Annotated in this window: 22 protein-coding genes; 17 read left to right on the top strand and 5 right to left on the bottom strand. The window is 39.9% G+C overall.

The features are described 5' to 3' along the window. Positions 1-4 precede the first annotated feature (4 nt). From J2Z32_RS06875 to J2Z32_RS06815, 13 genes are all read left to right on the top strand, one after another. The gene (locus J2Z32_RS06875) at positions 5-1,312 is read left to right on the top strand and encodes an ATP-binding protein (RefSeq protein WP_210088445.1); all 1,308 of its coding nucleotides are present in this window, start codon (positions 5-7) and stop codon (positions 1,310-1,312) included. Between the two features lie 112 nt (positions 1,313-1,424). Beyond that, positions 1,425-3,548, top strand: coding sequence for a serine hydrolase domain-containing protein (locus J2Z32_RS06870; protein WP_245251269.1), 2,124 nt, complete (start codon positions 1,425-1,427; stop codon positions 3,546-3,548). Positions 3,549-3,827: 279 nt separating this feature from the next. After that, entirely contained in the window at positions 3,828-4,742 is a 915-nt protein-coding gene (locus J2Z32_RS06865) for an aminoglycoside phosphotransferase family protein (protein ID WP_280921113.1), read from the top strand. Positions 4,743-4,895: 153 nt separating this feature from the next. Further along, the gene (locus J2Z32_RS06860) at positions 4,896-5,222 is read left to right on the top strand and encodes a hypothetical protein (RefSeq protein WP_210088443.1); all 327 of its coding nucleotides are present in this window, start codon (positions 4,896-4,898) and stop codon (positions 5,220-5,222) included. A 292-nt stretch (positions 5,223-5,514) separates the two neighbouring features. Beyond that, positions 5,515-7,788 (top strand): preprotein translocase subunit SecA, encoded by a 2,274-nt coding sequence (locus J2Z32_RS06855; protein ID WP_210088442.1) that lies wholly within the window; start codon positions 5,515-5,517, stop codon positions 7,786-7,788. 224 nt (positions 7,789-8,012) lie between these two features. Continuing rightward, on the top strand, positions 8,013-8,453 hold the full coding sequence (locus tag J2Z32_RS06850; RefSeq protein WP_245251268.1) for a zinc ribbon domain-containing protein: 441 nt from the start codon (positions 8,013-8,015) through the stop codon (positions 8,451-8,453). 324 nt (positions 8,454-8,777) lie between these two features. Continuing rightward, on the top strand, positions 8,778-9,317 hold the full coding sequence (locus J2Z32_RS06845; RefSeq protein ID WP_210088441.1) for a GNAT family N-acetyltransferase: 540 nt from the start codon (positions 8,778-8,780) through the stop codon (positions 9,315-9,317). After that, the gene (locus J2Z32_RS06840; protein ID WP_210088440.1) at positions 9,314-9,781 is read left to right on the top strand and encodes a P-loop NTPase family protein; all 468 of its coding nucleotides are present in this window, start codon (positions 9,314-9,316) and stop codon (positions 9,779-9,781) included. The genes J2Z32_RS06845 and J2Z32_RS06840 overlap by 4 nt, the downstream gene beginning before the upstream one ends. 339 nt (positions 9,782-10,120) lie before the next feature. Continuing rightward, positions 10,121-11,434, top strand: a complete 1,314-nt coding sequence (locus J2Z32_RS06835; RefSeq protein ID WP_210088439.1) for an ABC transporter substrate-binding protein — start codon at positions 10,121-10,123, stop codon at positions 11,432-11,434. 273 nt (positions 11,435-11,707) lie between these two features. Further along, complete coding sequence (locus J2Z32_RS06830; RefSeq protein ID WP_210088438.1) at positions 11,708-12,682, top strand: carbohydrate ABC transporter permease; 975 nt, start codon at positions 11,708-11,710, stop codon at positions 12,680-12,682. Next, positions 12,679-13,533, top strand: a complete 855-nt coding sequence (locus J2Z32_RS06825; RefSeq protein WP_210088437.1) for a carbohydrate ABC transporter permease — start codon at positions 12,679-12,681, stop codon at positions 13,531-13,533. The genes J2Z32_RS06830 and J2Z32_RS06825 overlap by 4 nt, the downstream gene beginning before the upstream one ends. A gap of 104 nt (positions 13,534-13,637) precedes the next feature. Next, positions 13,638-15,413 carry a sensor histidine kinase gene (locus J2Z32_RS06820; RefSeq protein WP_210088586.1) on the top strand — a complete coding sequence of 592 codons (1,776 nt, stop codon included), beginning with the start codon at positions 13,638-13,640 and terminating at the stop codon, positions 15,411-15,413. A gap of 58 nt (positions 15,414-15,471) precedes the next feature. Next, positions 15,472-17,109: a response regulator transcription factor gene (locus tag J2Z32_RS06815; protein ID WP_210088585.1), complete on the top strand. Its 1,638-nt coding sequence runs from the start codon at positions 15,472-15,474 to the stop codon at positions 17,107-17,109. A 135-nt stretch (positions 17,110-17,244) separates the two neighbouring features. Here J2Z32_RS06815 and J2Z32_RS06810 read toward each other — a convergent pair whose 3' ends face one another. Further along, positions 17,245-19,401, bottom strand: coding sequence for a 5'-nucleotidase C-terminal domain-containing protein (locus J2Z32_RS06810; protein WP_210088436.1), 2,157 nt, complete (start codon positions 19,399-19,401; stop codon positions 17,245-17,247). A gap of 282 nt (positions 19,402-19,683) precedes the next feature. Between J2Z32_RS06810 and J2Z32_RS06805 the strand changes: the two genes are divergently transcribed. Beyond that, on the top strand, positions 19,684-20,484 hold the full coding sequence (locus tag J2Z32_RS06805) for a MurR/RpiR family transcriptional regulator (RefSeq protein WP_210088435.1): 801 nt from the start codon (positions 19,684-19,686) through the stop codon (positions 20,482-20,484). A 152-nt stretch (positions 20,485-20,636) separates the two neighbouring features. Here J2Z32_RS06805 and J2Z32_RS06800 read toward each other — a convergent pair whose 3' ends face one another. Beyond that, the gene (locus tag J2Z32_RS06800) at positions 20,637-21,635 is read right to left on the bottom strand and encodes a Gfo/Idh/MocA family protein (protein ID WP_210088434.1); all 999 of its coding nucleotides are present in this window, start codon (positions 21,633-21,635) and stop codon (positions 20,637-20,639) included. 487 nt (positions 21,636-22,122) lie between these two features. Between J2Z32_RS06800 and J2Z32_RS06795 the strand changes: the two genes are divergently transcribed. Both J2Z32_RS06795 and J2Z32_RS06790 read left to right on the top strand, forming a co-directional pair. Next, positions 22,123-23,580 (top strand): glycoside hydrolase family 1 protein, encoded by a 1,458-nt coding sequence (locus J2Z32_RS06795; protein WP_210088433.1) that lies wholly within the window; start codon positions 22,123-22,125, stop codon positions 23,578-23,580. 137 nt (positions 23,581-23,717) lie between these two features. Then, the gene (locus J2Z32_RS06790; RefSeq protein ID WP_210088432.1) at positions 23,718-24,518 is read left to right on the top strand and encodes a metal-dependent hydrolase; all 801 of its coding nucleotides are present in this window, start codon (positions 23,718-23,720) and stop codon (positions 24,516-24,518) included. Positions 24,519-24,661: 143 nt separating this feature from the next. Here the strand turns inward: J2Z32_RS06790 and J2Z32_RS06785 are convergent, their stop codons facing one another. The 3 genes from J2Z32_RS06785 to J2Z32_RS06775 all read right to left on the bottom strand — a co-directional run bounded on the left by J2Z32_RS06785 (position 24,662) and on the right by J2Z32_RS06775 (position 26,049). Then, on the bottom strand, positions 24,662-24,982 hold the full coding sequence (locus J2Z32_RS06785) for a hypothetical protein (RefSeq protein ID WP_210088431.1): 321 nt from the start codon (positions 24,980-24,982) through the stop codon (positions 24,662-24,664). Then, positions 24,960-25,583 (bottom strand): ImmA/IrrE family metallo-endopeptidase, encoded by a 624-nt coding sequence (locus tag J2Z32_RS06780; RefSeq protein ID WP_210088430.1) that lies wholly within the window; start codon positions 25,581-25,583, stop codon positions 24,960-24,962. Before J2Z32_RS06780 ends, J2Z32_RS06785 begins: the two co-directional genes overlap by 23 nt. Before the next feature lie 115 nt (positions 25,584-25,698). After that, the gene (locus J2Z32_RS06775) at positions 25,699-26,049 is read right to left on the bottom strand and encodes a helix-turn-helix domain-containing protein (RefSeq protein ID WP_210088429.1); all 351 of its coding nucleotides are present in this window, start codon (positions 26,047-26,049) and stop codon (positions 25,699-25,701) included. Positions 26,050-26,225: 176 nt separating this feature from the next. Between J2Z32_RS06775 and J2Z32_RS06770 the strand changes: the two genes are divergently transcribed. After that, positions 26,226-26,702, top strand: a complete 477-nt coding sequence (locus J2Z32_RS06770; RefSeq protein WP_210088428.1) for an ArpU family phage packaging/lysis transcriptional regulator — start codon at positions 26,226-26,228, stop codon at positions 26,700-26,702. Positions 26,703-26,756: the final 54 nt, after the last annotated feature.

The following is a 26,756-nucleotide window of genomic DNA, read 5'->3' as shown; positions in this document are numbered from 1 at the left end:
AACGATGGAGCCTCTAATGCTGATGTTGAACCTGAGTATTGTGCTGGTTATGGCAGTTCAAGTGAATTTTTATTTTAATTCCGTCTTTGGCAAAGAGAGAAGCAAGCCAACGAAGTGGAAGTACATTCTGGCGTTTCTGATCATCAATGTGCTGTATTTGACCGCGCCTTTTTCCTTGTTATGGTCCAACTTGCTGTATGTGACGGTTATTTTTTGTTTGTCATTGGGGTATGAGGCTGAGCTTCGAATGAAACTGGTGTTTTCCGTTCTTTATGCTGTGCTGCTGACGCTTGTTAACACGCTTTGTCTTTATTTGCTTGATCCCTCGCTGTCCGTGGCGCTGGACAATGCCTACACCAGCAATAATGGGGATCAGATGCTTTATGGTAGAGCTCTACTAATTAGCTGTATCATCATGTTTGCGGTGATTCAAGTCATTCGCTTTTTCTCCAAACGAAGAAGCTACCCGCTAAGCCTCCGTTATTATTTGCTGTTTCTCAGTGTGCCAGCCATCAGTATCTATCAGGTAAATGTGCTTACGATCTACAGCGAAAAAAACATCAATTATTTTCTTTCGGTTTTTGGCTTTATCATACTCAACGTGCTGGTCGTCTATATCCTTGATACGGTCATGGCGAGATTCCAGCTTTTGCACGAAAATACACAGCTCCAGCTTCAAATGGATTATCAGGACGCTAACTACGAAAAGACGGTGCATAGCTTCAAAAAAATCAAAAGCATCATTCACGACACTAACCAGCACCTGCTATACATTGAAGAATGCATCAGTCGGGGCATGACGGTTGAAGCGAGCGAGTATATCCGCGTCACGCTGAACAAGGTTGAAGGGGCGTATCACCGAATTAACACCGGCAATCTTGTTATCGACGCTCTGGTAACCAATGCGCTAAACATCGGGCAAGCGAATGGAATTACTATGGCAACTGAGCTTCTTCTGTTCGACAGTAAGCTACCCGTTGATCGTTATGATCTATGCGTTGTGCTAGGTAATTTGCTGGACAATGCCATCGAGGCTTCAAAAAAAATAAAAATGGCTGAAGATAGGCACATCCTTATACATATTCGTTCCAATGAAGTTGCGTTATTTATCCGTGTTCGCAATCATGTGGAGCGGGAGATAACCAATTTGCAGAGCAAAAAAGCAAATCCAGAATATCATGGCTACGGATTGACCAATATTAAACGAATCTGCGAAAAATATGGCGGGCACATGACCATCGAAAGCGAATCGCAACAATTTGAGAATATGGTTGTTTTGCCGTTCGCTAGCCCCAGGGATTCCCGAACGTAATGCATTTCGGGGATTCTTTTTTTCGTTTCAGGGGGATTTGTTCTTTTCTTCCCGCTGTTTCCACTATGATGAGTTCACTACACAATGATCTGCAGAAAGAGGGAATGACGAAATGAAAATGTGGAAAAGAACAGGCGTAGTCATGATCGCAGCTGTGCTGTTTGCAACTCCGATGGCTGAAGGAGCGGTACAGGCTAATCAGGGTATAGTAGCAAAGTCTGAGGACGGGGTGACAAAGGCCGATCAAGGTTCAGAAGCTAGGCGATTAGCCGCCGCGGAAGCGCAATTGATGGCGCAGACGCTTATCGACGGCTATGGTGCAAGTGGCGTACAGTATGCAATCCGCAGCAAAGGAGAGATCGTATTGTCTGGAGGACTAGGCGTCGATGCTGCAGGAAACAAGACGCCGATCGGAAATAACGTCATGTTTGCCATTGGCTCGGTCAGCAAAATGTACGTAACCGCTGCAACGATGATGTTGGCCGATGCTGGTAAGGTGGACATTGACTCTCCTCTTACGAACTATATCTCCGATTTCAAAATGGCCGACGAAAGGTACAAACAGATTACACCACGCATGCTTATGAACCATTCGGCTGGGTTTTATGGTAGTCATTATAGAAACAGCATGTTGTTTGCAGATAATGATACGGAGAATCATGACATATTACTGCAAAATTTGCGTTCAGAGCGCCTAAAGTCGGAGCCGGGTGAATATTCCGTTTATGCCAACGACGGCTTTCAATTGCTCGAGATTTTGGTGGAGCGGGTAAGTGGCATGAGCTACAGCCAATTTCTTGCACAAAGCATTAGTACCCCGTTAGGACTGACTTCAACGAAAACCCCGCTTGACACGTTTGATCGAAATCAGATCTACCCGGTGCGTGTGCCAGGCATCGACGGTGCGCTCCCCGTCGAAAACGCCAACGTTCTCGGAACCGGCGGCATTTATTCCACCGCTGAGGAGCTGACCTTGTTCTCGGAAGTGTTGACAGGCAAACAACCGAACCTATTGTCGAAAGCGGCGGCTTTTGCTATGCAGCAGCCAGAATACCGCAACGGCGTTTGGGTTGACGGAAGCTCGAACGTTTACGGGTATGGGCTGGGGTGGGACTCGGTCGATTTGGCTCCTTTTGACGATTACGGCATTCAAGCAGTGACCAAAGGCGGAAATACGATTCTGTATCATGCGGCGTACATTGCTTTGCCGGAGCAGGAGGTTTCGATTGCGTTTCTGACAGCAGGTGGACCGTCCACCTTCAATACAGCGGCGGCATCAAATATTTTGTTGGCTTACCTGAAGGGAGCCGGTGAAATCAAGGATATTCGACCAGACAAAACCTTCGAAGCACCTGTCAAAAAAGAAATGCCGGATCATTTTAAGGCCTACTCCGGTTTATATGGAAAGGTTGGCTCTACACTTAGCCTTACGGTCAAGGATGGTGAAATAAACCTGCCTGCGATGAAGGGCGGCCTCATTCCGGAGCAAACCTACGTTTATATCGGTGATCAGGTCTTTATGGGAGAGGATGGACGTACAGCTATCAGCTTCGATGAGCAAAGTAACGGAAAGACCTATGTTCGTGTCCAGAGTGTGCTGGAGTTTCCCGGATTTGGACAATCCGCTCTCGATCATTATGAGCTGCAGAAGCTGGACGCTAATACGCCGGATGCTGCCATCACACAGGCATGGAAGAAACGCGATGGAAAAACCTATTATGCAGTAAATGAAAAAATTAATTCGCTGTTTTATTTTTCGCCTCAAGTGTTATCGAAAAAGATTCAGCTTGACGAGGGAAGCGGTTATGCTAATGGAACCATTATTATGGAGAACAATAAGGCAATGAACATTGCCGAAATTCCCGTTATGAACGGCCGTGACGCATTTGATTTGTTTTTTTATAAAGAGAATGGGATTGAATATTTACAATCGGGTGGTTGGACCTTCATCAGCGAAACGGCGATTATGCCGATTTATAACGGAAGTGCCTCTACTGTAACCATTCCTGCGTCTGGCCATGCGCGCTGGTTCCAAATTGGTGAGGGAGCAGGGGGAAAAACCATGACGGTTGAGATGCCAGAGTCTAGCGGCTTCGTGGTTTATGACGCCAATGGAATACCGATTCATCATTCGGTGGCCAGTGGCAGCTCTAGCGTGGTTTTGCCTGAGGGTGGCTTGATCGTCTTTGGCGGCGAAGCGCGCGATATATTTAAGATTACACTAAAGCGTGAGTAATAAAACTAAATCGGAGTTAAAACGAAAGTGGACAATTGTATGGGGAGTAGGGTAGAAATACAAATTGAATACTGTTGAGATCAAGGCCATCTTTTTGGAAAAAAAGATGGCTTTTTTCTAAAAGTCTAGTATAACTTAAAAAAATTTGAAAGTGAGGTTATACTTGTATTAAACATTGCAGCAGGAGATCCCACCGATGAATAAACAATACAGAAGTATATCAAAGTATAAAAACATCAATTAGAGGGTGATATTATCAATCATTTAATATCAGATGCATTGGATTCTCAACTTTCTGAATTTATAAAAAACTGCATCGGACCATTTCAAATTCTTGCTAATTACAGACCCAATAGTTCAAGAACTGGAGTATGGAAGATTTGTTCAGATATAAACAAAAGCTGTTATTACTTAAAAGCTTTTAATCGAAAAGAACGATGGCACCCCGAAGTTTACGCCTATACAAACTGGTTACACCCTTTGCAATCCTATGTCCCTAAATTAATTGATGTATTTGAAAAAGAAGGACTCTATGCTATCTTAATTACTTCTATTGATGGTGTCATTATGAGAGAGGCAGATTTAGATATAAAGGCAACTACAAAAGCCTACCGCCAAGCTGGGGAGTTAATAAAAATACTACATGATTCACAAAGTGGAACATGGTTTGGTCGTCCTGATCTAAAAGGAACCCCAATTGACCTTTCGCCTAGCAAAAATCCAATGAACTATGTTTACGATTCAATTCAAGAAACGTCTAATCGCTGTGAGGAGCAAAACTTACTGACACCTATGGAAATAGAGCTTGCTCAGTGCGCACTTCACAATATTCAAGTTTTTGAGCATGTTAAGCCAGTGCCTATAAGCTGGGATTCTACGCCTGGTAATTGGTTAGTAGATGAGTGTGGGACTGTAACAGGCATGATTGATTTTGAAAATATGTTATGGGGCATAGATGTGGACCACTTTTCGATCTTATTTGAAAGATATTTTGCAAATAACAAAGTAGCGATGAATGCCTTCTTTAATGGATATGGGCTAGAAGTGTTGAAAGACAAAAAGGGGCAAATCCAAATTTGCTGTATCAAAATGGCGATTGCCGATATTTATTATGGTACTCAAAATAACGCTGAGGTCATCGTTAATTATGGACGAAACCTTTTGCAACAAATCTACGATAATAATCTAATATGAAATAGCAAAGTCAATACTGCACGAATCTCATCATGAAAAGTGACAGATGGATGAGCAAGCTTTCCATAAGGAGGCCAAAAATGAATTTATTATCTGTAGTTAACAGCCGATTTGTAAGCTTATATAACGAAAGTGAAATGCCACGGACCTAAAATGTTAATTGATATTTTGGAAGAGGCAATCATTTATGGTTTTAAGATTAAGGGTACATCAATAATTATAAACTTTGTTTATGTTACAGATATTATTAATGTTGATGACAATTATCCATATTTTAAAGAAGATATTAAGGAGGGACTAATTTTTGCTACAGACTTAGGTGGTAATGTGTATTATTATGGCAAGGGACAAGAAGGGGTAGGGTTGTATATTGTTGGAGCGGGTGACGGAAACTTTTTTGAAGAAGCGACTAAATTTGCAGAGACATTTGAAGACTTTTTTATTGAAGGGAAGGGAATTAATATCTTAGAAATGCGTTAATAGCTCAAAGAATATTTGTGTAGTACAGTTTCTTCTTTCGATGTGACAGATATAAAGAAAAATACATAATAAAAAGGTAAAAACGGAGATTGTCTAAAAGTCACCTCCGTTTTTGTTTTTTGCTAGTAAGCTAATTTATTGGTAATGTGTAAGCAGAGTATACGTTAGTTTCCAAATAATATGAGGAAAAACGTGCAACGTTTATGGCTCTTGAACGTAAATAGATCAACATCTACCTAATACAGGCTAATGTCGGCTACAGTAGTTTACCGTAAAGGAGCGATTTTATTTGATGAATCCAGCAAAGAAGTTAATCCAAAGCTTCAAGAATCGTGATCACAACCACAAACTAACACAGTTAAAAGCGAAGACCGAACAGATTAAAAATCGGAATTTAGAAGCTTGGAATGATCAAGAGCTACAAGCGGAGTCTCTTCGTTTAAAAAAGGAAGCAATAGATGGTACACCTTTGGACGAGTTGCTTGTAGACGCCTATGCACTTGTTTATGAGACAGCAAAAAGAAAGCTTGGCTTACGTCCCTATAATGTTCAGATCATGGCTGCGATTGCTTTGTATGAGGGATATTTAATTGAACAGCACACTGGGGAAGGAAAAACGCTCTCCGCAGTTATGCCTGCATATCTTCACGCCTTAACTGGCAAAGGGGTTCACGTGCTGACCTTTAATGAATATTTGGCAAATCGGGATGCGACTTGGATGAGTCCTATTTATACTTTCCTTGGATTGTCTGTAAATGCAGTTCAAGCAAATATGAGTTTATCTCAAAAAAGGGCCGCATACAGGGCAGATATTACTTATGTCACGGCAAAAGAAGCGGGTTTTGATTATTTGCGTGATACCATTGCACTTGATGAAGATGATCTTGTTCACCGTCCTTTCCACTATGTCATTGTGGATGAAGCGGATTCTTTGCTTCTTGATGAAGCGCGTGTTCCGCTAATCATTGCTGGGGATAGAGACATGACTGAGAAAGCGGATATGGAATTGGCTGAGGTTGTGCGGCAGCTTAAGCTACATATGCATTATGATTTTGATGAATTTAAACGCAATGTATATTTAAATGAAGAAGGTGCTACCAAAGTGGAAGCACTATTGGGATGTGGAGATTTGTATGAAAGTCACCATAGCCAGCTGTTGATGTCTTTAAATTGTGCATTACACGCGGAAGTTTTACTAAAAAAAGATGTAGATTATATCGTCCGAAATGGTCAAATTGAATTAATTGATGAGTATACGGGTCGTGTGGCAGAAAATAGACATTTACCTGACGGTTTACAAGCAGCACTTTATGTGAAGGAAGGATTAAAATCTAAAGCAGGTGGCAGGGTGTTAGGCACAATTACACTTCAACACTTCCTTAGCTTATATCCCAAAATTTCTGGAATGACAGCGACAGCTCATGCCTCAGCAATTGAGTTTAAGGCATTATACGAATTGCAGGTTTTACAGATTCCCCCCAATCAACCTAATCAACGAAGGGATGAGCCGCATAGGGTCTATACGCATAAAGAGGCGAAGCTAAAGGCGCTTGTACAAGAAATTTCTTCTGTCCATACAACAGGACGTCCAATTCTTATTGGTACAGCTAGTGTGGAAGAGTCGAATATCCTATCTGAGGCACTAGCAGTTGCTAACGTGCCTTGCCATGTTTTAAATGCCAAAAACGATGCCGAAGAAGCAGAGATTATCGCTAAAGCAGGGGAGTTTGGAGCCGTAACTGTATCTACGAATATGGCGGGTCGTGGTGTTGATATTCGACTGGGAGGTGGAAATCCAGCAGAAGCAGAGCGGGTTGCGAAGCTAGGAGGCTTATACGTCATTGGTACACATGTGCACCAGAGTATGCGAATTGATGACCAGTTACGTGGGCGGGCAGGTCGCCAAGGTGATCCTGGAGCTTCCGTATTTATTGTAAGCTTAGAAGATGAACTGCTGATGCGCTTTGGGTTGGATAAAATGATTTCCGTCCCAAGGCAAGAACAGGCGATTAATGAACCGATGTTAAGTAAAAAAATTGGGCAAATTCAGCGTATGATGATGGGACAAAACTTTGATATTCGTCAGGAACTAAACAGCTATTCCGATGTGCTCGAAATGCAGCGGCGTATGCTGTATAAGGAGCGTCTTTCTATTTTAAAAGGAGAACTGCATATGAGTCCTTCTGAGCGGAGGGTGCGACTATATTATATAGACAAGCTTTGGGCGGAACATCTAGCGTACGTCTCATATATTCGTGAGAGTATTCACTTGACTAGTCTTGGCAACCGCAATCCAATCAATGAATTTCATGACCAAATTATTCAAGCCTATAACGAAATCCCGCTTAAATTACAGCAAGAAGTAGATAACATGCTCATCCAGCTTGGCGGCTCTAATGATCCGGCAGTATGGGAGGAGTTTGGGTTAAAAAGCCCCACCTCCACACGGACTTATATGATTAACGATCATTATAACGAATACCTACAAAACCCGAGTTCATGGGGCGCAGGTACGGTGCTTGCCTTTTGGTTGCGTAAAGCAATTAAACCAGTATTAAAGCGCTAGCTTCACACAAATTTTCCATATTAAAAATAAAATCATCGTTAAGATTAGATGAAATGCAGGGGAAAATAGCACCCATAACTTTTTATGAAGCTTTCCTTTTAAATTGTAAAAGATTATAGAGAAGATATACGTGAGAGGATATCCTTCATTCAAAAATATTACTATTTGATAAGTAAGCCTTAATGTAAATAGAAATTATATCTTAGACAAAGAGGGGGATTTCATTGAGAAGAAGTGTTAAACCTGGGAGAGGCTCTTCAGCAATGGGAGTCGTAGGTAGTGTTGCGGTTGGAATATTTGGTGTATTTTGGACAATTATGGCTGCAAGCATGGAAGCACCTGGTTTTTTTGTTCTATTTGGAATCGTATTTGTGGGAGTAGCCATTGCGCAAGCCATTTTTCATTTTATTAATGCAACTAGTAAAAATCGCATGTCCATGTTTGACATAACCGAAGGTAATGAAGAACCTGATCCAATTGACCGATTTATTAGTAAAGCAGAATATGAAGAGGTCACTCATCAACGTAGCAACTCATATAAGGACACCGACTCGCACGAAGCTCAAGCTGAAGGAGATCTAAATTATTGCCCTTATTGTGGGAACAAAATAGAAAATGATTTATATATGTTTTGCTCAAAATGTGGTAAGGAGCTAAAGCAGTAATGAATAAAGTAATTATTGTAAAAAAAGATTATGATTAGTTTACATGTCGTTTAAATAAAAATAATAACATAGGGTATAGCACGTATGCACATTTTGTATCAAGAAAAACGAGTGAGGGATTTCAGATTTTTCGTCATTCAACAGAATTTCATGCTGATGGTGGTGCAGGAAGGGAACATTAAGAAAGTGTACTCATAACGAAATTTACAGAAAACCTTAATTTAAAGTATGATAATATTTAAGGAAATAAATATTGGTATAATTATTTTTGATTATTTAAATAAGTGGGTGACAAACACCCCCAACTAGCGAAGGAGTCATGCCATGATCACACTAAAATATTTTGAAGCATCAGATTTTGAACAACTGATCAGTTGGAGTGGGGATGAAGCCTTTTTATTACAATGGGCTGGGGTAAATTTTAAATACCCACTTACTAAGGAGCAATTAGAGGCTTATCTTGAGGATGCGAATGATATGGATACCTCTAGCAAACTAATTTATAAAGTAATAGATCCAGGTACAAATAAAAGCATTGGTCATATTTCAATTGGTGCAATAGATCGAGAAAATAGATCAGGGCGAATTGGAAAAGTACTTCTTGGCGATCCAGGTAGTAGAGGTAAGGGCTACGGTGAACAAATGCTTCTAGCTATCTTGAAGGTTGGTTTTGAGGATTTAAAATTACAACGAATTACCTTAGGTGTATTTGATTACAACATCTCTGCCTTAAAATGTTATAAAAGTGTAGGATTTATGGAAGATAAGTTTATCCCAAACTATATCCAAATGAAGGATAAAAGCTTGAATTTGATTGAAATGCGTATCGTAGAGGATGAATGGAAAAGACGTAATGTGGAATGAACAAAATTTTTATTGTAGGCATTGTAGCCAGCGGTAAAACGACTTTAGCTAGGGAGTTATCTCAGGAACTCAATATTCCTTGGTATGAGTTAGATGCTGTTGTTCACCACCAGACATTGGAGGGGAGATCAAAACGAACCCCAGATGAGCAATGGCAAGTCATTATGGACATAGATCAGCATGGAAAATGGATTTTTGAAGGCACAGATCGCAAGTCCTATCAATATTTATATGATATGGCAGATCGTATTATTTTCCTTGATCCCCCGCTATGGAAGAGAAAGGTTAGAATTGTTCTAAGGTTTATTAAGCAAAAACTTGGGGTAGAGAAGTGCCACTATAAGCCAACCCTAACAATGCTCCGTGAGATGTTTAAATGGACAGATGACTTTGAAAAAAATAGAGATGAGTTTGAAGCGAAGCTAATGTTATACGGGGAAAAGGTGATAACGATAAATAGCTAGATTGAGCTATATGAAATCCTAATGATTATAATTATTTTCAGTATAATTCATATTAATTGTTCTGACATTAATAATGTAAGAGACTAAAATACCTATAAATTTTAGTCTTTTTTTATTTGAAATTGGGCAAGAACGCTCTGAATCGTAGCTACCAGACTCCTATCGTTGTCATGGACTAATTTCTAAATAGATCCTGAAATTGTAATTAAGATTTTTTACCCCTCATTTTCCGTGAGATTTTGAAATAAATCGTGCATTACTCATATACAAACTTGTTTTCATAATTGTTAATATAACGATGTAGGAATATTCACACAGATATAATTAGGAGGGTTAAGAATGTCTAAATGGAAGCGCTTTCTCTCGGTTTTAACTGTCATTGGAATAATGGGGACTTTAGTTGCATGTGGAAGTAGTGGGGACACAAAAAATTCAAGTAAGACAGCAAATGGTGATAAGCCAGCTACGTCTAGCACCGAGTCTGTCAAGTTACGTATTATGTGGTGGGGATCTCAGCCACGTCATGAAGCAACCTTAAAGGCACTAGAATTGTACACTACAAAAAATCCACACGTTACCTTTGAGCCTGAATATTCTGGGATGGATGGGTATTTGGATAAATTATCAACGCAAGCTGCATCCAATAACGCACCTGACGTGATACAACTCGATCCAGGCTGGATGCCAGATTGGATGGGACGCAACCAATTAATGGAGTTATCTCCTGAGGTGGATGTCAGTAAATTTGATACAAAATTGCTATCAGGTGGTCAATTAAATGGGAAGCAATACGCAATTCCAATGGGCTCCGTAGCCTTTGGTATGGTTTATGATAAAGCAGCGATGGATAAGCTTGGCATTGCTAATCCAACTGATGGCTGGACTTGGGATGACTTTTTCGCATTAGCAAAGGAATCCAAGTCTAAATTACCAAGTGGCCAATATTTCACATTAGATTATGCAGGTAACTACTTTATGTATTCCGCTTATCAATATGCTAAAGGTAAAGGGCAAGTAGTTACAGATGATGGGCATTTCAACATCGATCAAGCTTCGTTTTTAGAGTGGACGAAAAAGTTTGAAGAGCTCCGTGCATTAGGATTAGTGCCTCCAGCAGATGTAAACGCTTCTGATAAAGAGCATGATCCACAAATGGATTTATTGTCAGCAGGAAAGGTTTTATTCCGTTATAGCTTCTCCAACAACTTAGGTACATGGGACAGCATCAAGCCAGGTGCATATGCCCTTGTCACAATGCCACGTGCTGAAGAAGCTGGGGGCTGGTTGAAGCCATCTATGTTCCTGTCAGTTTCTAAAGATTCTAAGCATGCAGAGGAAGCTAAAAAGTTTGTGAATTGGCTAGTTAACGATCCAGAAGCAGGAAATATTATGCAAACCTTCCGTGGTTTACCTGCGAATAAGGATATTTCAGCCTCACTTGAAGCTAACATGAGTGAACTGGATAAGGTGGGCTTAGGTCTTCTACGTGCGACAGAAAAGGATGGTCAAGCTTGGTCTGCTGGTGCAGGTGGCTGGACGAACTTTATTGATAAAGACTGGGTATTAGTACGCGATCAGCTTAGCTTTGGCAAAATTACACCAGAGAAGGCGTTTGAGCAGTTAAAGGATGCATCGTTGTCCTATGAAAAATAATTATTAGAAATGGGTCTGAATAAAAATTAGTGGTTGCCAATAATGGAGATGGAAGGCTACAGGACAGAGGGTTCTTGCGATCATTGTTAAAACCAGATTCCTTATTATTCCATGAAAGCTTGAGGGTTGAAATCTGGTTTTAAGAGATGAACGTTTCACTTCTCCAGAATCCCTTGTCCCTTCGCTTGCTTGGGATGTTGCCAACCACTAATTTAAACTATGCCTCAATATATCTTTTATTTTTTCAAAAATTGAATCAAGAGGTGAACATAGATGAAAAGTTCCACAGCCACTGTAGTCCAACCTACCCCAAAAAAGAAAAAAGCATCTTATTTTCGGAGTAGATGGAACGCGCCCCTAGCAGGCTACTTATTTATTTCACCTTGGCTGATCGGATTTTTGGCACTTACAGCGTATCCTTTGTTTTTATCGCTTTATTATTCCTTTACAAACTATACGTTAATGCAGCCAATGGAATGGATAGGCACGCGTAACTACGAACGGATTTTTACTTCTGATCCTAATTTTATTCAATCTGCAAAGGTAACCTTTACCTATGTATTGGCCTCAGTGCCTTTAAAGCTTGCGGTAGCATTATTTGTAGCTATTATTCTCAATAAGGCAGTCAAAGGCATTGGCGTTTATCGGACAGCGATTTATTTCCCGTCTCTAATTGGAGGTAGTATAGGGGTATCGTTATTATGGCGCAACATTTTTGGTGTAGATGGCGTATTTAACAAATTGATTGCTGTGTTTGGGTTTGAGGGGAAAGGCTGGATTACTAGTCCAGATACCGCACTTGGGACTCTAATTTTATTAACCGTGTGGCAATTTGGCTCGACGATGGTTATTTTTCTAGCAGGCTTAAAGCAGATTCCTAACGATTTGTATGAAGCGTCTTCGGTGGATGGCGCCAATAAATTCGTACAGTTTTTCAAAATTACATTACCGATGCTTTCACCGATTTTTTACTTTAACTTAATTATGGCTGTAATTGGTGCATTCCAAATGTTCACCTCCGCCTTTGTAATTACAAATGGTGGGCCAATGAACGCAACCTATGTGTATGCACTTTATTTATACGAGCGTGCATTTAGCCGCTATGAGTTAGGTTATGCCTCAGCGTTGGCATGGATTATGCTGGTTGTCATTGTGATCGCCACAGTATTAATCGCCTTCAGCTCTAGATATTGGGTATTTTATGAGTCAGATACAGGAGAGAAACGGGGAGGGAACAAACGCAGATGAGTACACTAAAAAGAATACAATGGAAACCAACGTTGCGTCATCTGTTTATGATTCTCTTTAGCTTCATTATGGTCTATCCTATTATTTGGTGGGTAGGTGCTTCACTCAAAGATGCAACTGAGCTTAGTTCCCCCTCCATTTTTCCTTCTGTGCTGCATTGGGATAACTTTGTAAAAGGCTGGAATGCTGTACCTGGCTACACCTTCACTCATTTTTACCTTAATACGTTTTTACTCGAAATCGCCGTTATTATTACCACATTAATATCCTGTACTTTAGTTGCATTTGGTTTTGCTAGATTGGATTTTCCTTTGAAAAAGTTTTGGTTTGGCATTTTAATGTTGACGTTAATGATGCCAGGACAAGTGTTAATTATTCCGCAATATTCTTTGTTTCATCAGCTAGGTTGGGTAAATAGCTATTTGCCATTTATCGTGCCCCATCTTCTTGCAGGCGGGGCGGGTGGAAGCTTTTTCGTCTTCCTACTCATTCAGTTCATTCGAGGCGTACCAAGGGAATTAGATGAATCGGCGAAAATAGACGGTTGCTCATGGTTCGGAATTTTCTGGCGTGTGGTGATGCCGCTTGCGTTCCCTGCGATCGTGACAGTTACGATCTTTTGCTTTTTATGGAACTGGGATGATTTCCTCGGACACCTGTTATACATCAATTCAGTAGAAAAATATACGGTAGGCTTAGCGCTAAGGATGATTAATGACTCCCAATCTGCGGCGGAGTGGGGACAACTGCTTGCGATGTCGCTTGTCTCAATTATTCCTGCTACGATCGTCTTCATGTTACTGCAAAAATACTTTGTGGAAGGAATTGCAACAACAGGGATTAAAGGTTAAAATATATAAAACATTTTATTACGGTAAAGCATCGAATAAACTCGTAGCTTTACCGTTTATTTCGTCTAAATAGTCTAAATAGGTAGAGAAGGTAGGGAGTGCCTCTGACTAACCCTTTTAAAAAGTATCGAATTGATCGTCTGTTTTTTTATAGCTTTGCCCTCATTCTTATTACCGTCATTGCGGTTATTGCCTGGACAAGCTATAGCAATTCTTCTAAAGCACTTGTGAAGGCAACCTCTCATTATCAGCAGCAATTGCTAGATGAACGTAATAATGAAATTAACACACGTTTGATTATGATTGAACAGATCTCCCTTTCTAGTTCACGTGATACAGAGCTGGTTAATTTTTTAATTAATAGACAAGATGACTTTCAGCGTTATCGTCGACGTGCAGGGGTGGAAAGTGGTCTAGCTAACTTAACCTATGCCATTCCGATTATTCAGGGTATTGATCTTTATATGGATAACCCAATTTTAAGTGAACGTCAAAATTATATTCAGTTTAGAGACCTGCAAAAGCTGGATGAGCAAAAATGGTCTAAATGTTTGGTGAAAAGCGATTATTGTTGGTCACAGGAGTACAATTTTGTCAGTACACAAGGTGAGATTCCCGTGCTTAGCTTTGCCCGAAAGGTGAGTAATGAAAATGATTCTTTAGGGGTTCTTGTTATCCATATTAAAGCCAATGAAATTCGCAAGCTGCTAGCAGGGAACTCAGATGGGGCAAATCGAATTATGGTGGGCAGTGATGGACAACAAATGATGAAAATCGGTTCCACACTGGAGCAAAGTCAATGGTCAAAGTGGGTTGATCTTAAAAGTAATCAATCAGGATATGAGCATATTCCAGAAACAGGCGACTTACAGGATACCTTGCTTGTGTACTCTCGAATGAATAATTCGAATTGGACATTGATTGAATTTACGTCATGGACACAGGTGACGGCAAGTAGTGTCAAGCTAGCAGAGTTGATTGCGTTAATTGGTGCTGCCGCAATTTTGCTTGTGTTATTAATTACTCACTTCTTAAGCAGACAGTTTACAAAGCCGATTAAAAAATTAGTGACTGCGATGCGTGTTTATTCAGTTGGTGGCGCTGGGCGTGGTGTGCATGGTGGTTCTGGCGGTGGTCCTGCAGATCTTCCTCGTGATTATGAAAACGAGTTTGGCTATTTATTTTCTGGTTATCGTAAACAAAATGAGCGAATTGAAGAGCTATACCTGACATTAGAGCAACGTTATGAACAGCAACGCAAAGCGGAAATTGAAGCACTTCAAGCTAACATTAACCCACATTTTTTGTATAATATGCTGGATCAACTGAACTGGATGGCAATTGAGGCGGGTCAAAATGAGCTTAGTCGGATTTTAGAATTGATGGGCAAAATGTTTCGGATTGGCTTATCTAACGGAAATAGCTTTATTACCATCGCAGACGAGCTGCAACATATTAAATGTTATTTGGAAATTCAGCAGATTCGCTGGGGAGAAGGGCTTCAATATGAAATTGATGTTCCTCAAACATCAGAATTTCAAGACTTATTTGTTCCAAAGCTTACGCTACAGCCGTTTGTAGAAAACAGTATTGTACATGGTTTTAATAAAAAGCATCAGGGTTACGTATTTATAAGGATTGAAAAGAATGGGGATACGCTAAAGATTGTCATTGAAGATGATGGAGTTGGGCTAAAGCAATCCCTGCACAATGATAATCCAAGGCGCACTGGTGGATATGGAGTGCGTAATGTGAAGGAGCGGATTGCTGGTTATTTTGGTGAAAGCTATGGTGTTACCTTGACTGAACGTCAAGAAGGAGGCACGAGGGTAGAAATTAAACTCCCTCTTTTGCAAGCGCCTCCAACTAAAACGGAATGAATGTAAAATAAAAAGGAGCATGAAAGGTTTATGTCTTGTTAACAGAGGAGGGACCATGATGTGGAAAATCGCCATTGTCGATGATGAACGCCAAGTTTTAAAGGGGATGAAAGGGGCAATTCCTTGGGAGGAGCTAGGGGCAAAATGGGTAGGAGAAGCGCTTAATGGCGAGGACGGCTTGCTCATGATTTCCGACGTTCAGCCAGACATTGTGATTACTGATCTATATATGCCCGTTATGAGTGGGATTGAGATGATCCAGCAGCTTAGAAAGGAAGGCTTTCAAGGTAAAATTATTATTTTGAGTGGTTACTCGGATTTTGAACATGCTAGGCAAGCACTTCGTTTTGGGGTTAGTGACTATATTTCTAAGCCGATTAGCTTACCTACATTAAAATCGATCTTGTCCAAAGTGATTCAGGAGCTGGAGGAAGAGGAAAAGAAGCGGATTGTTGTAGGAGAACTGGAATTTAAAATGAGGTTGTATGAGCCCTTTGTGGAGAAAGAATGGGTTCGTTCTGTAGCTGTTGGAACGTTGGATGAATTGTATAAAGAGAATGGGCGTATTCCCCCACCCTATCAATATTGGCTAGAGCGAAAGCATTTTACTGTTGGGATTGAGCTAATTCGTGATCAACGTGCCAATTGCTTGTCTTTGTCTGATTGGAACTTGTTTCGATTTGCTGTCAGTAATATCGCCTGTGAAGTGGCAGGTAGGTTTTTCTCTGATATGGAATATACGGAGCTTCATAGCACAAGGGCGTTACTTATTATTCATCCTGATGCCCATTGCCTAGAAGAAATGCAACAAACGGGGCAAGTAGAGCCCAGGCTTGAAGAGCTTGGGACTAAGCTTATTCAAAACATCGGGAGTTATCTAAAGTTAGCTGCACGTATTGGTATTGGAGGATTAAAGGATACATGGACACAGATTTCTGACTCTACAGAAGAAGCATTTCGAGCTATGGATGATAGAACCTTACGAATGACAACTGCTTGTGAGGTGTATATGTATCGGGAAAATGAAAATATTGAGCAGGGAAAAGCTCATTTGTCTCCTGTTAAGTTTTGCTATAAACTGGCGACTGCGATCAAGTCATCACAGGAAACCGAGGCACATCAGCTTGTCAGTAGCTATATGTTAGAAATAAAGAAGCAACACACAATTTCCCAAAGGGCACTTCAATTGATGGCAAGTGAGTTATGGGGTGTGATTACCTATTCCTTATATGAAGCTGGACAGGAGCTAGACGAGTTTTTTAATCATGATGACATTGTGAAAGAAATTGATAGCTTACTTGGGCTAGACCAATTACAGCAATGGCTTACGAACAAAATCACCCAAATTTTTAACAGTAGACAATGGAAGGGAAGTAGTAAGCATAGGCAAATTGTGGAGTTTATGACGGGTTATATTCATGAACATTATGCGAAAGACCTTACACTTGCAGAGCTTTCAGATAAGGTGTTTATTTCACGTAATCATCTTGCAATTATTTTTAAAAGCTTCACAGGCGAAACGTTTAATAACTACTTAACTAGAGTACGAATCGAAAAAGCACGTGAGCTTTTGCTAGAGCGTAACATGTTAGTTTACGAGGTGGCAGAACGGGTCGGTTACAAAAACATTCCTTATTTCAGTACGTTATTTAAAAAAATAACGGGGATGAATCCTACGGAGCTAATCAATAACTAGGGAGCTAATCGATAGAAAAGCCAATGGAAGGGGGATCCCAAGTTGCCATTTCGGCACTTTGAGATCCCCCTCTACTACATATAATGGTACCAACCACCGTAAATATAAACGCTTAGTATTAAAACGAATTAACGTTTATGACGCTTTTGCCGTAATCGTTTTTTCAATTAATTCTTTTGCATCGTCACGAGTTAATGGATGTCTTGGATCTAATATGTTTTTATCAACACGCGGAAAAATTCCTTTTTCAAGAAGCTTAGCTACAGCCTCAACCGCATAGCTAGATACGGTTGTACCATCTTGGTACTCTGCAACAATAATTTTGGCATCTTTACTTAAAGCTTGCTTCGCTAACAATTTAGCTACAATCGTAGCGGCTTCCTCGCGCGTAATCTCACGATCTGGATTAAAGTTGCCACCATACCCTTGAATGAAGCCAGCGTGTGCGGCCTCTGCAATTGCATCTGCATAGCTTGCATTTACGTCAACATCCTTGAATTTAGGAGCAGTTGTTACTTCATTAAGCTTCAAAATATTCACTAATATAGTTACAAATTCAGCACGAGAGATAGTTTGAGTTGGAACAGGATTAGGTGTAGGAACAGGAACTGGTTTTTCCTTGCCTGGCTCTTCTACTTTCGGCAAATTTAGATTATTAATACGGCCTTCAATTTTAGCTTCGATTTTTCCACCTTTAAATGTATCTACAATATATTTGTAGAATATATCAAGATCAATTGGACCGATTAAGGAGGACTTCGCCTCAACTAATACTTTATAGTTATCGCCACCTGCTGCCATAAAGTTGTTAACGACGGCTGTATAGGTTTTGCTATCCTGAAGTGGTGTACCATCTGTCAATGTCACGCTAGTTACACGTTCAGCTACAGGCTTGCTAAAATCAGCACTATATTTTAAACCAGAAATTTGCAACGTTTTTGTATTTGGCGTACCATCTGCATTTGTGCCCCATTGCTGTTGTAGCAAGGTTTTTACTTGTTCCCCAGTAAGCGTTAACTTAACTAAGGTATTGCCAAAGGGTTGGATTTTCGCTAAGTCTGCAAAAGTAACATCCCCATTTGGAAGGTCTGCACGAATACCACCTGGATTCATAAATGCAAAATCAGCAGCCTCAGCTTTATCTCCAAAGTCAGCATAACGCATTGAATCAGCAATTAAGTTACCTAATGCTGCTTCGTTATTATAAGCATCTGTACGCGTAACCGTTCCGTCTGTTGTACCTACTGGTTTCGTCAGCTCAGGGTGCTTATCTAATGACTTTTTAATAATAGCTAAGCTTTCTGCATCTGGCTTAATACCTTCTTGATAAGTTTGGGTTATGGTAGCGGATTTCTCCTTTACATCCCCAGTAGCAGGGTCGATGATTAGCTTAATATCCTCAAATGCAGTTCCATAAGAATAAGCTTGTACGATCAATTTTCCGTTCACTTCACCATTAGCTAATGCATGGTTATCTCCTGCAACAATTACATCAACTGGGGAATCTGCTGGCAATGCCTTTGCTAAATCAGCGGCTTCACCTTTTGTTTCACCATCTTTAGTTGTTGCTGGATCATGCGCCAAGACGATAATCGTTTCTACACCTTGATCTTGTAATTCTTTAGCATATTTGTTGACCGCCGCAACCTCTTCTTCAGCACTCAAGAAAGAAACGCCCTTAGTGCCAGATGGGGCAACCTTAGCTGGTGTAGATTTAGTGACAAGACCAATAAATCCAATTTTAACTCCGCCTACTTCTTTAATTACATATGGTTTAATTAACGTTTTGCCAGTGGAGGTCTCAATTACGTTTGCATTTACATAATCAAATTTTGCGCCAGCATGAGTAACCTTGCCTTCTTTTGGATCAAGTCCACCAAAGATTTGTGCCTTTAATGCCGCAATCCCTTGGTCAAATTCATGATTACCTAAAGAGGCTACGTCAAAGCCCATCATATTCATCCATTCCATCGTAGGTTCATCTCTTTCAAGAGATGAGACAGGTGCAGAAGCACCTACAGAATCTCCATTATGGAAAAGGATACTATTTTTGTGTTTGGCTCTAGCTTCCTTTAAATAGGTTGCTAGAATTGGAGCAGAGCCTACCTTTTTACCACTAACTACGGATGTCGTATCTAACTGACCGTGGAAATCATTGATCCCAATTAAATGCACCTCTACATCTTCACTCGCAGCAGAGACAACGCCACCTGCGCCAAGTAGTTGAGTCAGTAATAATGCTGCTGCCGTTACACGAACGGTTGCTTTAACCACATTTTTTTTCCATGACATAAGTTACTAAACCCCTCTCGATTCTTTAGTTTCCAAAATATCATAGCATAATAGAGTCGAGAGAAATCAAAGAATATATTAATTCTATGTAAAAAATAGGTAAAGAGTATTAGATTTACACTCATTTTAGGAGATTGGTAGCAGATAATGCCTGAACAGAAGTCTTTAGTTGTCGTTATATGATGTGGACATGGTATACTAATATCATCAAGCTTTAACCATTTTGAGGACTAACTATCGTAAGGTTTTAATTTATGTTAGCGAGGGGAAAAAACTTTAAAGATGCTAATACAGAAGCTGAAATATATGTCTAATGTCACCACGTTAGAGCAGGGAATTATAGATACGATTTTAGAAAAACCGCAGTTGCTTTTCACAAGTACTGCGCATGAATTAGCGCAAATTACATATACAAGTGCTGCAACGATCATCCGCTTATGTAAAAAGCTTGGCTTCAAAGGTTATCCGGATTTTCAGCTTCAATTCGCCTTAGAATATGATCACAAAAACTTGGTGGAGCAACAAATTGATCATGCTACATCACAAGTTACCTCTCAAGCTACTTCACTTACCTCAATTATTGAAGAGGTTCCGTATTTATATAATCAAAGTTTAGAGTTGACCAAGGCAAGTTTTGACGTGACTCAATTAAAAAGGATTGCGGATTGGATCCAAGGTGCAGAGCGTGTAGACATATACGGAACGAATACAAATTATTATGTCGCTGAGGAAACAAGCGCAAAATGGAATGAGATTGGCATTCATGCTGTTGCACACAACAATGCAAACCTTCATTATTTAATGAGCGCACCAAAACAAAAACCAACGATTTCATTCCTTATTTCAAATACAGGCATGAATGCCTCAATGATCGAGGCTGCAAAAATATTACAGGACCATAGTAAGCACATTGTGGCGGTGACACATGATAAGAACTCCCCTTTAGCTACGCTATGTAACGAAGTGTTATTAACCAATGGATATATGCAGCAGATGCGTTTGTCAAAAATAACAAGTGTGATTTCGGTAAAGTATATTTTTGATGTTCTATATATGTATGTATTAAGACAACAGGAAGAATAAACTGCATAAAGCGAGGGTTAGTATAGGGGATTTATTGTAGAAGAAATCTTCAAAAGATTACCTTTAAAAGAAAATCTTCAGCAAAATCCCCCTGCCTCTTCACGAGTTTGGAGTGGCTGTGAAGTACTATTTTAAGACTGAGCCTTTTTTGATTATTTTGTCGTTCTTATTACAGAATCTGCTTCAAATATGATACCTGCGGATTGACGTGCAGCAACCAGCGTTTCAAGCACATTATGGCTATATGCTAGAAGGTCGTAACAAGCATCGTAGTCCTTATTTTCAAAAATCTGTTTGAAGTTGAATAATTCGTAATACCACCAATTTGGATTGTTTTGTTCATTTAATTCATGTACCTCGTTATCAAGATGAACTAAAATCTTTTCACAGCCATTGGCTCCATTAAGCACATGAATATAACCTTTTTCTCCTTGGATCAAAGCAAAGTTCATACTTCTCGTGTCCTTACAACCCACACATTCTGCAATAAATTCAGGATAAGTTAATACTGCAATACCAGAAGTATCAATGCCATTAGCATGCTTGTTTGCAGTGTAATGAATATGAGTTGGCTTACCGAACAGATTAAGCACAAAATGAATGTTGTAAATATTAATATCGTATAATGCGCCGCCTGAAAATTTAGGATTAAACACGTTTGGTGTTTCTCCAGCTAAAAAATCATTATATTTTCGTGAATATTGACTAATATTGCATTGAATGAACTTGATTGGACCAAGAAGGTTTATTTGCTCTTGAATGAGCTTGTAATTGGGTAAATGAATCGTAGTAATTGCTTCAAATAGCATTAGCTTATTTTGCTTAGCATATTGTATCAATAATTCTAATTCTTCCACCGTAGATGTGAAGGGTTTCTCACAGATCACATGCTTGCCATGCTGAAGCGCAAGGAGTGTGTGCTCGAAATGTAGGCTATTCGGAGACGCGACATAAATAAAGTCAATCGATGAATCACAGACTAAAGCATTAAGATCCGTATAAATTTTAGATATGTTATATTTTTGGGCTAAGGGCATTGCCGTAGACTCCTTACGAGAGTACATAGCAACGGGTGTAATTCCAGCAACTTGCTCTGCTGCCGCTAAAAATGTATCTACAATACTTCCTGTCCCGATTGTAGCAATGTTCATGTCAACACCTCATTTTCTAATTCTCATAAACTTTAAGAGCTCAAAACAAAAATTAGTGGAATGCTAACTTCAGGGGGAAAGCAGCTACGGCAGAGGGTGGCTTCGACCCCTTTTACTGATTAATGAGTTAAAGATATAAACGTATCTTAGCATTTAATCTATGACATAGTCATATTTTGAGTGAAAATTGGATTCCAGTTTCATAGAAAGCATACATTGAAGCCTATCTTTGAAATTAAAATTCAACTTACACCACATGAATTGCATTTAAAAAAATGCTATGCTACCATAAAAATTAATCAAATCAATTTCATCAAACTTTGGATTGTTACTGCAATTTGCAGGCAAAACCTAAACCGATGATAAAGTAATGTTTTCCTTTTTATTGAATGGGGAAGGCTAATTTTATCAGACGTTTAGGTTTTTTTTATCAGTCCATAGTGGACTCACCATATTAATAAATACTTACGAAAAGAGGTCAAAGAAGATGGCGAAAAAAACGTTGAAATTTCCTGAAAACTTCCTATGGGGTGGTGCAACTGCAGCTAACCAGCTTGAAGGCGGTTATGATCTAGACGGTAAAGGTTTATCTACAGCAGATATGATTGCTTGGGTTCCTAAGGCAGAACGCAAAAATGACCACGCCATGGATATTACTAAAGAAAGAATCGAAGAAATTTTGGCTGGAAAATTTGAAGCAAGATTTCCGAAAAGAGACGGTATCGACTTTTACCATAACTATAAAGAAGATATCGCTTTATTTGCAGAGCTAGGCTTTAAGACTTTCCGTCTGTCTATTAACTGGGCACGTATTTTCCCTAACGGTGACGATGCACAGCCTAATGAAGCTGGTCTTAAATTTTATGATAACGTCTTTGATGAGCTTAATAAGCATGGAATTGAGCCATTAGTTACCTTATCACACTATGAAACACCACTTGGCTTAACTTTAAAATATAATGGCTGGGCAAGTCGTGAAGTGATTCAGTTTTATGTGAATTATGCGGAAACCGTATTTAAGCGTTACAAGGACAAAGTGAAATATTGGCTTACCTTTAACGAAATTAATGTCATGACCATGAGCCCGTATAGCGGTGGTGGTGTATTAGTGGATGATGTTGACAACAAAATTCAAACCATGTACCAAGCGTTGCATCATCAATTTGTAGCAAGTGCAATGGTAACTAAGCTTGGTCATGAAATTATGCCTGGTGCGCAAATTGGTTGTATGTTGGCTCGCATGGAATATTATCCAAACACATGTAATCCAGAAGATATTTTGAAGGCACAACATGAAAACCAAATGAATTACTTCTTTACAGATGTTCATGCTCGTGGTTACTATCCTAACTATATCAAACGTTACTTTGAAGAAAATGACGTTGTGATCGCGATGGAGCCTGGGGATGAGGAAATGTTACGTAACAATACCGTTGACTTTATTTCCTTCAGCTACTACATGACGTTAACTGTATCCTCTGAACCACAAGGGGAAAAATCGTCTGGCAACTTGTTTAACGGGGTTAAAAATCCTTACTTGAAAGCGTCTGACTGGGGTTGGCAGATTGACCCAATCGGTCTTCGTGTAACTTTAAATAACTTGTACGATCGTTACCAAAAACCATTGTTTATCGTTGAAAATGGACTGGGTGCATACGATAAGGTAGAAGAAGATGGCTCTATTCATGATGACTATCGTATCGACTACTTGAAGCAGCATATCGAGCAAATGAAGGAAGCTATTGGTGACGGTGTCGAGTTGATGGGTTATACAGCATGGGGCCCAATTGACCTTGTAAGTATGTCGACCTCTGAAATGTCTAAACGTTATGGCTTTATTTATGTAGACCTAGATGATGAAGGAAACGGAACGTTAAAACGTAGCAAAAAGGATTCCTTTGCTTGGTATCAAAAAGTCATTGCAACAAATGGTGAGGAACTGTAAACTTAGTAAATAAGTGAGTACTTGCCTAGCTTAAGATAAGTCTCATCCAGATTGTTTGGATGGGGCTTTTTTATTCTTAGGATTTTTGGTTTTAAGTCTACTACAGCATGAACTACAGAAATGGATGTGATTAAGGAATGAATAAGCAAGGGCACGTTGCAGCAGCAGTATTTACAGGTTCAGCTATGGTTGCATTGTCCCCCCTTATCGATGTACAAGCAGGTTTTTTACCGCTATCTCTGTTTATGGGAATGGCGGTTGTTGGTGGCCTAGCCCCAGACATTGATCACAAATCAAGTACAGCAAGTCAAATTATTCAACTATCTCGAAAAAAACGCAAATGGCTGAGAGGTATCTCCATTTTCTTAATTGGAGTTGGAGCTGTTTTGTTAGGTTTGCAAGCAGGACTACCCATCACTTCACTTAGCTTCCCGCTATATTCTCAGATAGAGCTAGTAAGTCGAAGCTGGCCGTTATGGATCGGAGCAGGGCTGCTCGCAGCCGTATTAGCTAGATTAAGAGTGATGGTATTAACAGGTATTGGCGCTTTACTGCTTGTGGGTTATATGCTGTACGATTGGCATTGGATTGCCTCTTTTGCTGGTCTAAGCTTGTTGCTTGTCCCGCTATTATCGCATCGTGGTTTTATACATACCCCTGAATTTGGGTTAATATTAACGATTGGCTTAACCTCCTTTGCGAGTGAGCAATCTCTAATGATTATGTATTTAGCCTTAGGTTTTATTACAGGGTGGTGGACTCATCTAATCGCAGATAGCTTAGGGTCAGAAGGGATACATTCTCAGATTTTACCTAAACTAAAGTTAGCCTTACGTCTAGTAAAAAATGGGAGTCGCAAGGAAAAAAGACTTGCTCACTTATGTTGGGTGTTTTCGATTGTGATCTGGGCTATGTTGCTTATACAGCTAGTTTACTAGATAATCTTAATACTTCATTGGCCTAAGCAAAGGCAATAGTGGGAAAACAACGTAGCTTCACGATTTGCTCCAAAAAAGTAAAATGTTTGGCTACAGTGTATTCCCACTTGCATCCCCTTATTGCATTTCAACTCTCGTATTATTCATCTTGAGCGCATTAAAAGTACCTCTTCCACATCATCAAATTGAATGACGAGATTAAGCACTTCAATTCCATGCCGCGCATGAATTGCTGCTAAGTGGATACCGATGACTCCTTGTCCCTTAGCGGGACGCACTAAATCCTCTAGAAGCACCGAAACCCACAAATCTTCGTTAAAATCCTCTGCTTCAAAAGGAACAAACGGACCTGATATCGGAAAATAAATAATTTCTTTATTATAATCCTGCGGTAGTAAGCGAACGATAAGTTGTCTTGGTCTTACATAATCAACATCAAAATCACAATACGCGGCGATGTGCATGAGATTGCCCCCTTTTAACAAGCTGTTGATTAAGCTGATCTAAAATACGTGTCGTTTCTGGTGTCCAGTTTGGCTGTTGTTTTGGCTTGTTTTCTTGATGTGCTTCACGTGCCGCAGCCAATAATGAGCCATGTAAAATGCGACGTTGGATTTGATCCAAGCGATCCTCAGCAACCTTCATTGAAACTTGAAAATGCTCAGCAAGATATGGAATTGCTTCACAGCGCTGATCAGGCACCTCCATTTTTGCAAACATATAAAAAGGGATTGCAGCATAAAGCACAAATTGCTCCGCTTCCGCCTCTTGCGCATCCTTAAACAGCTCTGGCATGACACGTTGGTCACCTGCATGTCTAAGCACATGGCATAATTCATGGAAAAAAATCGCCCTAGTTAGCACAGGATCACTATGTTTATTTAAAAAAATGACACGATCCTCATTGTCAGAAAAGGGAGGAAAGTTGCCAAAAACAAGATTAACATCAAAGGCAGCGGCAATGTTTTCAATGCTGTAGTCTGTAATATGTATAATGCCATGCTCCTCATATTTATTATGAATCCACTGTTCAAGAAACGTTTCTTTATAGTAGGAAAATAACAATAGTACCACCTCATAATAGAAAATAGGAATGTATGTTCGGTTAAAGCGTGAAAATAATAGCCCTACAGATGAAGGGCTTAGCTTTTGTGCTTATCTTATTATTTATTATTCGCCGTTAACGCTCAGAATCCTTTAACAGCTTCTTTTTTTGTTCGCGGTAGGCTTTAAGTGCCGCCTCCATCATTGCAATTTCATCTGCGGTATACGCCTCTGGCCCACCATAAAAGGACATATTCAACGCCTTTTCCTCAATCGGAGCAGGGTCTTCCGTTCGTCCAAGCAAATAGTCTCCACTGGTATGAAGTGCATCCACGATCCGTCTTAAAGCTTCTGGATCTGGCTTGCGGTCATTGGTTTCATACCTGGATAGCTGAACCGTTGTAAGATCCGCTTGGGCAGCTAAGTCCTTTTGAGTTAAGTGCTTTAATTCTCTGAGATATTTAATTCTCCCACCTAATGTTTGCATTATTATCCCTCTTCTGCCCTATAAAATTACTGTACACAGCATAACATATTCTACTTCATAGGTAAAGTTTTTTATTACCGAATTGGTTTATTTAAAGGTTTGACATTACCGAAACGGTACTATATAATAAAGATATAATTACCGAAACGGTAACAAAGAAAGAGAGGCTGCTCATTATGAAACGACGTCATCAAGTATCTTCTTTTATTTTTAATACCGCGCCTATAGACCGTACGGCAACAAGACTCGCAGTGGAGCAACGTTTAGAAGAAATTAGAATTTATCGTCAAATTGGTATCATTCGTAAAAGTGTAAGTCTGACATCTAGCTATCAGGAACGCTTTCATGGTGCAACACATAAAATTAGTAATACAACCGCCCAAGCTGCCATTTATAATGTGGATCGGGAGCAACAGCTTAGAGCAAAATCAGAGCTGCTTGACCAAGCGATGGCAAGCTTATCCACCACCCAACAGGAGGTTATTCGACGTAGCTATTTAGATGATGAATGTGAATACGACTTTATTAGCTGTAATGAGATGGGCATTAGTGACCGTACATATCGAAGAATTAAGGCTAGTGCGATTGCGCTGCTTGCGGTGGCTATGAATTTAGAGGTGTACGTGCAGGCAGAGTGTAACGTTTTAGTTTAAGTCTAACATGTAGATGTGCTACAATAGAGAAGGCAAATGAAGATATCCATGCTT

It is taken from the genome of Paenibacillus turicensis (assembly GCF_017873435.1).
GTDB lineage: Bacteria > Bacillota > Bacilli > Paenibacillales > Paenibacillaceae > Fontibacillus > Fontibacillus turicensis.
The sequence above is the reverse complement of the archived record's forward strand: the minus strand, read 5'-3'. Positions and strand labels throughout refer to the sequence as shown.

What these genes read in the sequence shown, in the direction of transcription:
- J2Z32_RS06840 (WP_210088440.1), top strand. Translation starts at nt 9,314, where the DNA reads ATGAACAAAATTTTTATTGTAGGCATTGTAGCCAGCGGTAAAACGACT.
- J2Z32_RS06860 (WP_210088443.1), top strand. Translation starts at nt 4,896, where the DNA reads ATGTTAATTGATATTTTGGAAGAGGCAATCATTTATGGTTTTAAGATT.
- J2Z32_RS06875 (WP_210088445.1), top strand. Translation starts at nt 5, where the DNA reads ATGGAGCCTCTAATGCTGATGTTGAACCTGAGTATTGTGCTGGTTATG.
- J2Z32_RS06810 (WP_210088436.1), bottom strand. Translation starts at nt 19,401, where the DNA reads ATGTCATGGAAAAAAAATGTGGTTAAAGCAACCGTTCGTGTAACGGCA.
- J2Z32_RS06800 (WP_210088434.1), bottom strand. Translation starts at nt 21,635, where the DNA reads ATGAACATTGCTACAATCGGGACAGGAAGTATTGTAGATACATTTTTA.
- J2Z32_RS06790 (WP_210088432.1), top strand. Translation starts at nt 23,718, where the DNA reads ATGAATAAGCAAGGGCACGTTGCAGCAGCAGTATTTACAGGTTCAGCT.
- J2Z32_RS06785 (WP_210088431.1), bottom strand. Translation starts at nt 24,982, where the DNA reads ATGCACATCGCCGCGTATTGTGATTTTGATGTTGATTATGTAAGACCA.
- J2Z32_RS06870 (WP_245251269.1), top strand. Translation starts at nt 1,425, where the DNA reads ATGAAAATGTGGAAAAGAACAGGCGTAGTCATGATCGCAGCTGTGCTG.
- J2Z32_RS06855 (WP_210088442.1), top strand. Translation starts at nt 5,515, where the DNA reads ATGAATCCAGCAAAGAAGTTAATCCAAAGCTTCAAGAATCGTGATCAC.
- J2Z32_RS06795 (WP_210088433.1), top strand. Translation starts at nt 22,123, where the DNA reads ATGGCGAAAAAAACGTTGAAATTTCCTGAAAACTTCCTATGGGGTGGT.
- J2Z32_RS06815 (WP_210088585.1), top strand. Translation starts at nt 15,472, where the DNA reads ATGTGGAAAATCGCCATTGTCGATGATGAACGCCAAGTTTTAAAGGGG.
- J2Z32_RS06830 (WP_210088438.1), top strand. Translation starts at nt 11,708, where the DNA reads ATGAAAAGTTCCACAGCCACTGTAGTCCAACCTACCCCAAAAAAGAAA.
- J2Z32_RS06805 (WP_210088435.1), top strand. Translation starts at nt 19,684, where the DNA reads ATGCTAATACAGAAGCTGAAATATATGTCTAATGTCACCACGTTAGAG.
- J2Z32_RS06770 (WP_210088428.1), top strand. Translation starts at nt 26,226, where the DNA reads ATGAAACGACGTCATCAAGTATCTTCTTTTATTTTTAATACCGCGCCT.
- J2Z32_RS06835 (WP_210088439.1), top strand. Translation starts at nt 10,121, where the DNA reads ATGTCTAAATGGAAGCGCTTTCTCTCGGTTTTAACTGTCATTGGAATA.
- J2Z32_RS06825 (WP_210088437.1), top strand. Translation starts at nt 12,679, where the DNA reads ATGAGTACACTAAAAAGAATACAATGGAAACCAACGTTGCGTCATCTG.
- J2Z32_RS06775 (WP_210088429.1), bottom strand. Translation starts at nt 26,049, where the DNA reads ATGCAAACATTAGGTGGGAGAATTAAATATCTCAGAGAATTAAAGCAC.
- J2Z32_RS06845 (WP_210088441.1), top strand. Translation starts at nt 8,778, where the DNA reads ATGATCACACTAAAATATTTTGAAGCATCAGATTTTGAACAACTGATC.